Genomic DNA, 13,687 nt, shown 5'->3' with positions numbered 1-13,687 from the left:
GGACTGGAAACGATTATTCCGTTTCCAGTTCTGTGTACCCTATTTAGTTCATCACGTGACGATGCGGCGGTACGCACGAACCGTGACGATATAGTAGATCAGATAGACGATCGTATAACAAACAATCGCAAGTAATGTCGGACGAACGATGTTGTAGTTCAACAGTTTCTGCAAGACTTGCATCGCAACTAAACTATGAACGAGTCCGAGCACGTACGGTAAGGAGAAGACGAATCCGACAAGGCGCCGGATGATGCCCGTCTGTTCCTTCTCATCGACACCGATCTTCTGGATGATGGCAAACCGTTGTTTCGATTCTTCTGCTTCCGCGAGCATCTTGAAGTAGATGATCGAACCCGTCGCAAGCAAGAATACGAGACCGAGGAAGCCGGCAGCAAACGCGAGTAAGCCGGTCGTTGCCGTCGTCATCGCGTAGACAGGATAATAAGCCGCCATCTCCGTGTCTGCTTGTTTTCCATATAGTTGTGTCAACTGTTTCATCAATCCATCATCATGACGTTCATCCGAGAACTGATAATTCGTCAGCGTGAAACCTTTTTCCGGCATCTTCGCGAACGCATCATCGTTTACGACGAAGGCGAGCCGCTGTTTCTCATAAAGTTGAGCGATTGGTAGATTCGTCGCAGCGGTGATGCGAAAGGACTCATGAACATCCTTGATTTCAACACCGACCGGTGATTTGACTTTCATCTTCAACAAATCGTTTCCTTTGAATGTCTCAAGGACGATCGCTTCACCTTGTTTCGGTTCTTTGATGACCGTTTTCCCGTTCGCTTTCGCGAGCTTGACGTAGTCCGAATAGTTGACGTAGCTGAATTGTCCCGGCTGGTCTTCATACGCATACGTCGCGTAGTAACGTGTAAACGTCAGAGGATTCGGCAGATCGGTCATCTCATGGTCAACGTTCTTGACGTTGACCATCGTCCGGCTGTCGATTTTCTGGTCGGACTTGGCAATTAGCTGTTCCGCTTCTGCTTGTTTACTCGCAATCGATAGACTGTACGGAACTTGCTCCTCAACAGTCTGATCGATGAAATAATAGATCGATGTCGCTGTACCGACCGTCGTCAATGTCACGGCAGTGATGACCGTAATCGTCGACAGCATGACGGCATTCGATTTGATTCGTGACAACAATTGTCCGTGCAGAATCAAATTCGTTCCTTTGAAGTGCCGCGCTTGATTACTTAAGACGCGCAATAAGAAGATCGTGAAGTAACTCATCGTTCCGAATGTCCCGAGAATGACGCAGAGCATCAAGAGCGGGGCAACGATCGTAAAGTGATCCATCAACGGTTGTCCCGTTAAATAATATCCGACACCGATCAAGATGACGGAAAGCACGGCTAAAATCGGATGCACTTTCGGAAGCGATTCCGCTTGTTGTTCTGCCTTGAACAGTTCAATTAATGTAAAACGATAAATCGTCCGAGCAGAACGTAAAGCAATGATCAAGAAAATCAACAGGAAGACACCGATCGTCTGCATGACAGAAGCTCCGCTGATCGTAAAGGTCGCATCGACTTGCATCGCCATGACGGAAGCCAGCAACTGCACGAAGTACTTCGAAGCGACGGTACCGATCGCAATTCCGAGGATCAGACCAATCACTCCGTACCCCATCGTCTCAAGGAAAATCAGGCGAGCAATCTGCCCTCGCTCTAAACCAAGCAATGCATAAAGTCCGATTTCCTTCTTACGGCGGCGTAAGAAGAAGTCACTTGAATACCAGATGAAGATGGCAGAGAAAAGCGCTAAAATGACACTTGCTCCCGTAAAGACCGTTCCCAGTTTCCCGTACAATTCGTTCGCCTGAAGCATCGCTTCATTCGATCGAATCGCGAGGAACGTGTAGTAAATAAGAATCGCAAACGTGACGGCACCGAGGTACATCACGTTTTGACGGATGTTCTTCAAATTTTGAAACGCCAGTTTAGACAAGCTCACGGACGGCACCTCCGAGTTCGCGTTGGACTTCCATGATCTGCTCGAAGAATTCCTTCTGCGAACCGAAGCGATGGACTTCCTTGAACAGCTCTCCATCCTTGACGAACAGAATCCGTTCCGCATAAGACGCTGTCATCGGGTCATGCGTTACCATTAAAATCGTCGCGCCTTCGTCGTTGAGCGCTTGCATCGCTTCGAGCAATCCTGTTGCCGACTTCGAGTCAAGCGCACCGGTCGGCTCGTCGGCTAAAATGAGCGACGGATCATGAATGATGGCGCGAGCGGCAGCCGTCCGTTGTTTTTGTCCACCTGATAGTTCGACGGGACGTTTATCGAGTAAGTCGTGGATACCAAGTTGACGCGCCACACGATCGACACGTTCTAAGATCATCTTTTTATCGACGTTCGCGAGTGATAGCGGTAAGGCGATATTTTCTCGAACCGTCATCGTATCGAGGAGATTGAAGTCCTGGAAGATAAAGCCGAGTTGCTCCCGACGGAAACGGGCTAATTGTTTTTCCTTCATCGCTGTCACGTCTGCTCCGTTGATTAAAATCGAGCCGTCCGTCGGCTGATCGATCGTCGACAGCAGATTGAGTAATGTCGATTTCCCGGCACCGGATGGCCCCATGATACTGACGAACTCTCCTTCGTGGACACGGAGCGTCGTCGGACGCAGTGCTTCGTGGCGCGCTGTTTTCGTTTGATACGTTTTTGAAATCTGTTCTGCTTGTAAGATTGCTTTCATCTGTATTGCCTCCTGTGTTTGATTCGTTACACTCAGTCTAGTCCTTCCCTGCTTTTCTCAAAATGGACTTTGCTTTCACTTCTCTTACAAAACGGTAAGACACGGGAGGAGACGACAAAAAAAGCCCCCATCCGCAAGGAATGGAGGCGTATCGTATCTTATTTATGTGTTGCTTTGAAGAGCTCTGTGTCGCCTGCGACAACAGAAGTTCCTTCAGCTGGTACAGCTGAAAGCGTGAATTGATCGTGGTTCGTCACGATGATCGGTGTGATCGTCGATGGTGCGTTCGCACGGATGTAGTCAAGGTCGAACTCGACGAGGACGTCTCCTGCTTTGACTTTGTCACCTGACTGGACGTGAGCCGTGAAGCCTTCACCTTTAAGGTTAACTGTATCAAGACCAACGTGGATCAACAGTTCAAGACCATCTTCACCTTTTAGACCGATTGCGTGTTTTGTTGGGAAGATCGTTTCAACCGTTGCGTTGATCGGCGAAACAACTTTACCTTCTGTCGGCTCGATCGCGACACCGTCGCCCATCATTTTTTGAGAGAAAACTTGATCGGGTACGTTCTCGATGTTGACGATTTTACCTGTAAGTGCAGAAGCGATTTTCGCGTTTCCTGCGTCGTTACCACCAAACAATTTTTTTAAGAATCCCATGATACTATCCCTCTACTTTCTCGATCGTTTTTCTTCCGAATGGAAGTTTCGATTTTTTATAGGAGTAAGCTGTCAGACAGCTCGCTCACGTTCTCACAAAAAGCATACGTTTGTCCCTCTGGTTTTGCAAGTATTTTTGTGTGATAATAGTTAGAAATCATAAGGAGGCGCTTACATGTTACCATTTTCAGAAATTACATATGTCCGTCCTGACCTTGCCTTGCTTGAAACATCAATGAATCAAGCGATCGCTCGACTGACGGAAGCCACACAGGTAGATGAAGCAAACGCAGCCATCACTGAGATTAATACCCTCAGAAATCAATTTGAAACGGCAAGCCAGCTCGTCGAGATCCGTCACACGATCGATACACGCGATACGTTCTATGAGACGGAACAAGGATTCTTTGATGAAGCGAGTGCGATCTATCAAGGATATGTCTCAAGCTATTATCAAGCGTTGACGACGCACCCACTCCGCAGTGAACTCGAACAGACACAAGGCAAACAGTTATTCCTGATTGCGGAAGCGAGCCTGAAGACGTTCTCGGAAGAGATCATTCCGAAACTCCAAGAAGAGAACCGTCTCTCGAGTGAATATACGAAACTGATGTCTTCTGCTCAAATCGAGTTCGATGGCAAGACGCTCAACTTATCGCAGTTCGGTCCCTATCTTCAATCACCTGATCGCGATGTCCGTAAAGCAGCTTCAGAGGCACGCTATGGCTACTTAAACGAGCATGGTGAAGCAATCGATACGATCTACGACAAACTCGTTCGCATCCGGACCGAGATCGCGAAGACACTCGGTTTCCCATCGTTCGTCGAGCTCGGATACGCACGGATGCTCCGCGTCGATTATAACCAATCGATGGTCGAACAGTACCGCGAACAAATCCGTGAAACGATCGTTCCGCTCGCGACACAACTCAAAGAACGCCAGCAACGACGGATCGGTGTCGATCAGTTGTATTACTACGATGAAGGATTTGCCTTCAAGTCTGGTAATGCGACACCGAAAGGCGAAGAGTCGTTCATCATCGAAGGCGGCAAAAAGATGTATGCGGAGATGTCACCGGAGACGAACGAGTTCTTCAACTACATGCTCGACCGGGAAGCACTCGATTTGACGGCGAAGCCTGGGAAAGCCGGCGGTGGGTATTGTACCTACATCGCAGACGAAAAACTCCCATTCATCTTCTCGAACTTCAATGGAACGGCAGGCGACATCGATGTCCTGACGCACGAAGTCGGACACGCCTTCCAAGTCTATGAGAGCCGTCACCTGACAGCTCCAGAGAGTGCTTTCCCGACGTATGAAGCGTGTGAGATCCACTCGATGTCGATGGAATTCTTCGCTTATCCGTGGATGGAAGAGTTCTTCGGTGAAGAGACAGCAAAATACAAATTCAATCACCTCGCAGGAAGCGTCACATTCCTTCCGTACGGCGTTGCGATTGACGAGTTCCAACACGTCATCTACAACCAACCGGAATTGACACCAGCTGAGCGTCGCGACGCATGGCGGACGATTGAGAAGAAATACCTGCCGCATCGTGATTACGAAGCGAACGATTATCTCGATTCAGGTGCATGGTGGCATCAGCAAGGACACGTCTTCGGTAGTCCGTTCTACTATATCGATTACACGCTCGCTCAAGTCTGTGCCTTCCAGTTCTACGCTTGGATGGAACAAGACCGGGAAGCGGCTTGGAAGTCGTATCTCGATCTCTGTCGTGCCGGCGGATCGGAAAGCTTCCTCACGCTCGTCGAACGTGCTGGATTGAAGTCTCCGTTCGCACCAGGTACGGTCGAGGCAGCGGTCGCACCGGTCAAAGCGTATCTTGAACAAGCAGACGATCTCGTGCTCGATCGCGTTTGATTCTTTGCGTGCAAGGTCTTACTGACTAAAAGTCAGAACATCTCGAGCAATATCAATAAAAGAAGAGGCATTTTCCAGAATATCATCTGGAAAACGCCTCTTCTTTTTTGCTACATGATTATAGAACGTATCTGTTCATCCTTGACTCCTACAGGAAAAGAAAGCATGACTTCCGCTTTCGTCAGGGTTAGGTAAGACCCGGCACACCGCATGAAGTGCGTGGTGCCGCGGCTTACCTCCCGCCTGTGGAAAGCAAGGATGACAAAAACGTTCGTAAAACGACTTCAGGACTCATGTCATTCAGATAAAAGCTTTTCATGATACTTCCCGTACCAGACCCGAAACTCGTCGGCTGGAATCGGTCTTGAATAATAGAATCCTTGCGCATACTCACAGTCAAGCACTCGTAAATGATCCGCTTGTTCAAGTTCCTCAATTCCTTCAGCGACGACATCATACTTCAACGTATGAGCAAGCTTGATGATCGTCTCGATAAGCGGTGCGTTTGAACACGCATCCGGACCACTGATGAACGAACGATCAATTTTCAGCCGCTGGATCGGTAATCGACTTAAGTACGACAAGGAAGAATACCCCGTACCAAAGTCGTCGATCGCAAGACGATATCCCATCTGGTGTAACGTCTGTAAAGCATCAAATACGCGTGTATCTGAAAAGACACCAAACGATTCCGTGATCTCAAGTTCCATCCGTTGTTCAATCCCTGGATGAATCTCTCGGACATCGGTCAGATAATCAACGATCCGACCGGAGACGAGTTCTTTGACGGATAAGTTCGCGGAAACACGCAGTACTCCGAGTTCCGTATCCTTCCACTCTTCGACTTGTCGGACCGTCTCGGCAACGACCCACATCCCGATTTCTTCAATCAACATCGATCGTTCAGCAATCGGAATGAAGATTGCCGGACTAATCATTCCCCGTTCAGGATGGAACCAACGCAAGAGTGCTTCACAGCCATCGACCTGACCTGTTGCGAGATTAATCTGTGGTTGATAGAACAGTTGTAGCTCGTTCTTCTCGATCGCTTCTCGTAATTCTGCTTCGAGGGCGACCGATTCAAGATACTCCGCGCTCATCCAGGACTCGAACCAGACCGGTCCACCCTCTGTCTGTTGTTTCGCATGCTGCATCGCGATATCGACTGAGGATAATAAGGAGGTGACGGCCACCGCATCATCCGGGTAGCGGACCATACTCATACTGATGCTGACATTGACGTATTCTCCGTTGATCTCATAGACATGTTCGATGACCTGCTTTAACTTCTGGTAATCGACGATATCCTGTTGTGCGACCAACACGGCGAATTCATCTCCACCAATCCGTGCTGCTTGTCCCGTTCCGATAAAATGATGCTTGAGGCGGTTCGCGAGATCTTTTAGAATCTGATCTCCCGCCCCATGTCCGTAGATGTCATTGATCCGTCGGAATTGCCGGACGCTGATCGTGACGAGTTCTCCCGGTTGAGGTGCTTTTAGAGCATCTGCCATCTTTTGCTCGAAACCATTCCGGTTCAACAAGCCCGTCAACATATCGAAGAGTGCGAGTTGCGTGATCCGTTCTTCCCGTCGGAACTGATCCGTCTCATCATGACAGGATAAGTAGAGTGCGACGCCTGTATCATCCTCTTTGTTTGCAACGTGGATGATATTGACGAACATGTTCAAAATCTTTTCATCAAAAAGCATCTTACAACGAATCGTCTGACTCTGCCCCTCCAGCGATCGTCTCAACGCCCGGCGCATCCGGTTCAAATCAGCCGGATGAATCAGTTCCTCAATCGTCCATCCCGCCGTCGCGTCCGTTAATTGTCGAAAACGTTCATTTCCGTTCACGATCGTGTAATCTGATGACATCGCAAGGATTGGATCCGTATTTTGGGAAAAGAGCGATTCGATTTCCGCTTTCTTCTGTTTGATTTCTTTCGTCTTCGCGTCATTGTAATCGAGCAACCCAGCGATGATGGCCGTCATCGTCCGAAAGGCTTGGACGACGGGTTGGAAATCATTTCGCGCCGGTACGTGATAACCGGATTGTCGGCGGTCTTCCGCAAAGGTATTCGCTTCTCCCTTGAGTAAAGAAAGATCTTGGCGAAACGCGCGTAATAACGATAATGTCAACATCAATAATCCAAGAATCAAGACACCGGTCGCGCCAAACAGAAGCCAGGCATTACGGATGATTTGATTGCCTCGATCTTGCATTTCTTGCGCGACTTGCTTAAGTTCTTGATCGTATAGACGATACATGCTGGATTCATACTGTTCGGCTTGATTCGCTAACGCAACGTACGTCGAATCTTTTGGAGCACGCAATAGGTCATCGAGCGTTTGTGTGTAGGCATCCATCTGTTCCCGCATGATTGCGATATCTTGACGTCCTGCATCATTTTGAAGCGGAATCACGTCATACAAGGATTTGATGAGTGAATCCTGTCGCAAAGGTAAATCAATTCGCATCTGTTGAATCCGTAACTGATCAATGGAACTAGGTTGATCTTTTTGTCGAGCATTCTTCAAGATTTCAGCGGATTTACCTAGTTGTTCTTCCATTAAAATCAGATTGGAGAAGACATTATAATAAGACCCTGTTTCTTTACTTAGCACGAGCTGATTGAAGATGATTTCACTTTTGAAGTTCGTCATCGTCGTGAAAAAACGATGATTCGATTCGTATCCTTGTCGTTGTAGTTTTTTGATTTCTGTCAGGACTTCTTCGCGTGTCGACTCGGTCGCTTTCATATCCGGAAGCCGGTCCGTCAATTGTTCGAGCGATCGATTGGCCCTCTCTGAAGCTTGCGCCAAATCGGCATCGTCATTCAAAGACGATAGATAGTAGCGCGTCACTTCCTGTTCGGCATGATTAAAAGGTGTCACTTCGGCAATCGTTTTACCCGATGCCTTAAAGCGATACCCTTCATCCAACGTTTTCGTCAAATGCTGACACGCGACGATCAACGCTACCAGACCGATGATCGCAATCATCCATGAGAACGTTTTATAGTAGGAGCGTCTTCGAAAAGCTTCTACGATGAAGACTGGTGATAAACGTCGCAACACATCGTCCTCCCTAAATTGTCATTATGCTTCTATATCGTCGCCTCCTCCCATTTCGTGAAGTCGTTTTGGGTCAATAAAAAGCACTTCTTCCCACATTTCTGTGAAAATCAGTGCTTTTTTTACTAGTTTTATTCTTTTTTAATAACTGACGTTCTCCCGCGCTACTTTTTTAGCAAAATAATCGATGATATCACGCCGTCGGATGATGCCGATAAAGTGCTTACCATCATCAATGACGGGCACGAAGTTTTGATCCGTGATGACTTCAATCATCTCTTCCATTTGCGCTGTAATTGAAACCGGTTTATAACGGACACGTTGTTTAATATCAGTTAATCGTGTCTGCAAGACATGGTCGTAATCGGCATGCTCGAGATTTGCTTCGAGTGCCCACAAGATATCGCCTTCTGTCAGCGTTCCTGCGTATTTCCCTTTATTGTCAACGAGTGGGACCGACGTAAAACGATGATGTTTCATCTTTTCTAGTGCTTGTCTGACCGTTGACTCAGGATCTAAATATTTCACCTCATCTTTAGGTAATAAGAAAAAAGCAATATTCATTTCTGTTCCTCCCTAGCCACTCTGTGACACCCTTTTCATTTTATCATGAACCCCGCGTTGATTCATTTCTCAAATGATGAAAATCTCTACATAATTCCTTCATATTTAGTCATGCTATATCCCGCTATTCCAAGTAGAGAAAAGAACTGATCGTTGAACGATACGATTTTAATTCAAAAGACTCCTTAGTTCCATCTGGTTGATTTGTAGCGAAGCCTTTTTCCGGAAGACTTCGGTTTTTCTTGGTTCGTTCTCGACTATCCGCGAAAGAGGACATACACTAGAAGCAATCCACTTTATTTCGAAAGGAGTCGTGTCATGAATCGCTTGTCGACATCCGACTTGACGCAAGTCGCAGAGCACCTTTACGGGATGACCGGTTTTTTTGTCACGTATCGAGATCGTCATGGTACTCCGCTTGCACTACGTCCAGAAGCTCCACCTCATCCGGGAACCCTGCCGATTGAGAATGAATGGCCCGTTCTTAAAAAGACTCCTTTACTCTATACCCTGAAAGACGGTACAGCCTACCTCTTTTTGGACGTTCCGGAACAAGGTATGTATCGAATTGGTCCTGTTTTATTACAATCCGCTCTCTTTCGGGCGCATATCCAAGATGAAGCCTATCACCAGTTTTATAAGGTCTTGCCACGTACGACGGAGAACCGATTGATTGACTGTGCTCACCTGATGTATCGCTTGTTGCACGGGGAACCATTGCCGAAGCGAGAAATCGAACAACTGTCTGATATTCAGGAAGCTGAAATCCCACTCGTTGCGGATGCACCGTCCCATACAGGGGTGACCGCGTACCGAAAAGCATGGCAACGGGAGCAACAAATCATCGACTGGATCGCGACGGGTCAAAGCGAGCGACTCGCAACGACTTATTCGTTACCTGCTTATGGTGAATTCGGCACACTCGCACGGCATCAACCGTTACGCGCAGAAAAGAACCTGTTGCTCGGAACCGTCCTATTGAGCGCACGCGCTGCGATTCGCGGTGGACTAGAACCGGACGAAGCGTTTTCCCTAAGCGACCGGATGATTGAGACAATCGAAGCCGCGACGAGCATTGCCGAACTCCGGAATCGTCATGTCCGGATTACAGTTTCGTTCGCAGAAGCCGTCAAGGAACTCCAAGCGCTGCGGCACTCGCCTCATGTACTCGCTGCGATTCGCTATATTCAGCAACACCTGTATGAACCGTTGTCCGTCTCATCAATCAGCCAAGCCATTCATGTCTCGTCCAATTACTTGTCCGTTCTGTTTAAGGATGAGACCGGTCTGCCACTCGCCCGGTATGTCATCCGGGAACGCATTCGGGAAGCGAAGCGTCTCCTGCGCTCGTCCGACGACTCGTTGCTGACGATCTCAAATAAGTTGCACTTCTCAAGCCAAAGTCATTTCAGTCAAGCCTTCAAACAGACGACTGGCGAGACACCGACACATTACCGGCAACGAAGTGAATTTTAAGAGAGTCGTGCCTTTTTTTCGTTTTGTGATATCCTATTCAACAGGAACTATTTTCGTGAATCCGTTTTTGACGGATTCTTTCATCAAAAAGGAGAATCAACATGAACTCAATTAGTGTCATCATTCCTGTCTATCAAACTGAATCACAAACGAAGGCAGCCATTCAATCCGTTCTCGACCAGAAGGTGTCGATCCCGGTGGAAATCGTCGTCGTCTTTGACGGACCAAGCACATACATCGATGAGCTCCGTTCTCTCTATCCGACATGTACGATCGTGGAACAGGCGTATCAAGGAACTTACGCAGCACGTCGACGTGGTCTTGAAGTCGCGACAGGTGACTACGTTACCTTCCTCGATAGTGATGATATCCTCGCACCACGTGCACTCTATACGTATATCAAAGCTTATGAGAAATCACGCGGTGAAGTCATCATCGGTAAGGTCTCACCTGTCTACAACAAGAAAAAATGGCTCATGCCGATCGATGATGATCGTTATTTCTTCTATACTCGTACGAAGTTCAATTCGCGTCATTTGACGACGATTCACGGCTGGATGATTAAAAAGGACTTGCTCAATGATCTACCTGTTCTTGAGACACGATGGTTCGCCGATACGATTATCGCCCATACCATCATTTCGAAACTGACGAACCTGACATCGGTCAGTTATGTCGTCTATGGTCGAAACTCACGTAGTACGCCACTTGAAGGACAATCGCTCTACCAAGCGCGTGATATCACGACATTATCCGATATCTCACGGATCTACGGTATGTTATCTGCCCATACGAAGGATAACGACGTTCAAAAATTCTTAAATACGTGGTACAAACGTTTCATCTCAAAACGTGGTCGAGCATTGCTTGAGCGCAGTACATCAAAAAGCCAGCAGACCGACGTCTTCCGTCATGTCGCTTACGACTTGAGACGGGTGAAGACACAAAGCAAGTATCTGCAGGCATGGTCGACGGGTTCGTATATCATGTTCCGTTCATATATCACTGCTGTTAAGACAAAGCAGACATTACGGACGGCACGACGTAAAAAAATCAAGAACGGTCTCATGCTCTATCGTCTGTTCCAAAAGATGCCGGTTAAAGAGAACCTTGTCTTATTCGAGAGTTTCCTTGGACGAAGCTATTCCGATAATCCGAAGGCCCTTTATCTGAAATTAAAAGAACAACGCCCTGAACTTGAGCTCGTCTGGATTTTCGCGAATGAGCCTTCAGATGACGTCAAGGAAGCTTGCCCAAACTGGGTGCTCAAAAACAGCTTCGCGTATTACCAAGCGATGGCACGTGCGAAGTACTGGATTTTCAATACACGTCAACCGCTCAGCTTAACGAAACGCGAAGAAACGATCTACCTTCAAACATGGCACGGCACACCATTAAAACGACTAGGTCTCGATATGGAAGAAGTCCACATGGCAGGAACGAACGCGACGCGCTACAAACGGAACTTCTACAATCAAGCACAGGAATGGAATTACTTGATTTCTCCGAATGCCTATTCGAGCGAAATCTTCAAGAGTGCGTTCGGGTTCCAAAATACGATGCTTGAGACAGGTTATCCGCGAAACGATCTCTTGTATGCGGACGATCAAGCTGGTCTCATCAGTGAAATCAAAGCACGTCTTGATATCCCAGCTGATAAGAAAGTCGTCTTGTACGCACCAACATGGCGAGATGACGAGTTCATCGCGCGCGGAAAATACCGCTTCGATCTCCAACTCGACTTGAATGAGATGCAGGCCCGACTCGGTGACGATTATGTCGTCTTGCTCCGGATGCATTACTTGATTGCGCAAAACATGGATATCAGTGGACACGAAGGCTTCGCCTACGACGTCTCTTCGTATGGCGATATCGCAGAGTTGTATTTGATCAGTGACGTCTTGATCACTGACTACTCGTCTGTCTTCTTCGATTACGCCCACTTACAACGTCCGATGATCTTCTTTACGTACGACCTGGAGAAATATGCGTCGACGTTACGTGGATTCTATTTCGATTTCGAAGAAGTCGTTCCAGGACCACTCTTGAAGGAAACGGATCAAGTCATCGATTATATCGAACAGATCGATACGAAATCCGTCGCTTACCAAGAAAAATACGATCGCTTCCTCGAGCGATTCTGTAGTTTGGATGACGGTACGGCAAGTGAACGTGTTCTTGCTGAGTTGTTCCCGAATGCAAGCTCAGCAGATGCTGAAGATGCTGAATAAGGAGACACAATGAAAAAGGAGAAAGATGCGCTTTTGCGCTCTTTCTCCTTTTTCGTATCATCGTCTACGATACGGTGCAATCCGCTCTTCAAATTCAGGGTGAACGAAATTAGGGCGTAACGATAAGACGACCTCACCGAGGAGATGTTCTACCACGTCGTCCCATCGTTCGACGATCTCAGAAGAGGTCTTCGCAGATACATCCCCCTCTTCGAGTAATGCTGTCTCATCCGTCGTTCTCATGAAGACCCACGTATCATCAGATCGTTTGCGCCTCATCAGGGTGATACGTCCACCTTCCATCCGGTATAGAAGGATTCGCTCCCATTGACGCTTCCGACTCGGTACCATGACTTCACGATGTCGCGCGATGATTTGCTCTTTGATCGTTTCCCGGCTAGCAACGAGATTCGGACACAGATGATAAAAATCATCTGTTCGTGGATGCTTGATACCAAAGTGAGGAATACCCGACGCTTCAAGACGCTTCAACCATTCTTCTTTCGCTTGTCGCAGATGTGTCCAGCGAACAAGATGACTTCGGACGCCCCATCCCGTGATCACGAAAGGATGTCGACGCAATTCTTCGACTGACGCAAACAACGTCTGCTTTTCAAAAGAGGTTTCCTGACAGAGTTCTTCGAAACGATTGATCGATGTGACATCATTGCCATGTTGCATCGGGAATAGATTGTATAGATGAAAGCGTCCCGATAAGGCTTGTCCTTCGTAGATACCTTCTACGATCCGGATGATTTGTCGCATCGTCTCATCCAATCGACCAATTTGACCCGTCGCTTGTCCTGCCGTATCAAGTTGCTGACGTAATGTAGGATCCACCGTCGCAGAACCTGGATTCAACATCAGGCACGCACCGAGAGACGTCTCACTCTCACCCCACTGGATATATGTATGATAGCGATACAATACGTCTTGCTCTAGCCGGAATGTCGCATACACTTGAACATCGTTAGTCGTCATCATGAACCCTCCTATACTTTTATATATAACTTGATTATTTTACCATATAGAGGTTCTTATTTACTTTTGTTTATACATCAGGTCAATCAAAAAAT

9 protein-coding genes are annotated in these 13,687 nt (G+C 47.5%); 3 read left to right on the top strand and 6 right to left on the bottom strand.

Annotation, left to right across the window (positions count from 1 at the left end; translation table 11 throughout):
* Nucleotides 1–51: 51 nt before the first annotated feature.
* From KNQ06_RS01490 to KNQ06_RS01480, 3 genes are all read right to left on the bottom strand, one after another.
* Nucleotides 52–1,968: an ABC transporter permease gene (locus KNQ06_RS01490; RefSeq protein ID WP_215147180.1), complete on the bottom strand. Its 1,917-nt coding sequence runs from the start codon at nt 1,966–1,968 to the stop codon at nt 52–54.
* Nucleotides 1,955–2,716, bottom strand: coding sequence for an ABC transporter ATP-binding protein (locus tag KNQ06_RS01485; RefSeq protein ID WP_214723972.1), 762 nt, complete (start codon nt 2,714–2,716; stop codon nt 1,955–1,957). The genes KNQ06_RS01490 and KNQ06_RS01485 overlap by 14 nt, the downstream gene beginning before the upstream one ends.
* 158 nt (nt 2,717–2,874) lie before the next feature.
* Nucleotides 2,875–3,378, bottom strand: a complete 504-nt coding sequence (locus KNQ06_RS01480) for a PTS sugar transporter subunit IIA (protein ID WP_035396161.1) — start codon at nt 3,376–3,378, stop codon at nt 2,875–2,877.
* 175 nt (nt 3,379–3,553) lie between these two features.
* Here KNQ06_RS01480 and KNQ06_RS01475 point away from each other — a divergent pair, with 175 nt between their 5' ends.
* Entirely contained in the window at nt 3,554–5,260 is a 1,707-nt protein-coding gene (locus tag KNQ06_RS01475) for a M3 family oligoendopeptidase (RefSeq protein ID WP_215147178.1), read from the top strand.
* 296 nt (nt 5,261–5,556) lie between these two features.
* On the opposite strand, the gene KNQ06_RS01470 is transcribed toward KNQ06_RS01475, so the two are convergent.
* Together KNQ06_RS01470 and KNQ06_RS01465 are read right to left on the bottom strand one after the other, a co-directional pair.
* Entirely contained in the window at nt 5,557–8,343 is a 2,787-nt protein-coding gene (locus tag KNQ06_RS01470) for a putative bifunctional diguanylate cyclase/phosphodiesterase (protein WP_215147176.1), read from the bottom strand.
* 138 nt (nt 8,344–8,481) lie between these two features.
* Complete coding sequence (locus tag KNQ06_RS01465) at nt 8,482–8,904, bottom strand: CBS domain-containing protein (protein WP_195864475.1); 423 nt, start codon at nt 8,902–8,904, stop codon at nt 8,482–8,484.
* A gap of 318 nt (nt 8,905–9,222) precedes the next feature.
* Between KNQ06_RS01465 and KNQ06_RS01460 the strand changes: the two genes are divergently transcribed.
* Together KNQ06_RS01460 and KNQ06_RS01455 are read left to right on the top strand one after the other, a co-directional pair.
* A complete protein-coding gene (locus KNQ06_RS01460) occupies nt 9,223–10,380 on the top strand; it encodes a helix-turn-helix domain-containing protein (RefSeq protein ID WP_214805459.1) in 1,158 nt (385 codons plus the stop codon).
* 101 nt (nt 10,381–10,481) lie between these two features.
* Nucleotides 10,482–12,611 carry a bifunctional glycosyltransferase/CDP-glycerol:glycerophosphate glycerophosphotransferase gene (locus tag KNQ06_RS01455; RefSeq protein ID WP_215147174.1) on the top strand — a complete coding sequence of 710 codons (2,130 nt, stop codon included), beginning with the start codon at nt 10,482–10,484 and terminating at the stop codon, nt 12,609–12,611.
* 57 nt (nt 12,612–12,668) lie between these two features.
* Here the strand turns inward: KNQ06_RS01455 and KNQ06_RS01450 are convergent, their stop codons facing one another.
* On the bottom strand, nt 12,669–13,592 hold the full coding sequence (locus tag KNQ06_RS01450) for a hypothetical protein (protein ID WP_064299366.1): 924 nt from the start codon (nt 13,590–13,592) through the stop codon (nt 12,669–12,671).
* Between the last annotated feature and the right edge of the window lie 95 nt (nt 13,593–13,687).

This window comes from Exiguobacterium sp. s91, assembly GCF_018618915.1.
Taxonomy (GTDB): Bacteria; Bacillota; Bacilli; order Exiguobacteriales; family Exiguobacteriaceae; genus Exiguobacterium_A; species Exiguobacterium_A abrahamii.
The sequence above is the reverse complement of the archived record's forward strand: the minus strand, read 5'-3'. Positions and strand labels throughout refer to the sequence as shown.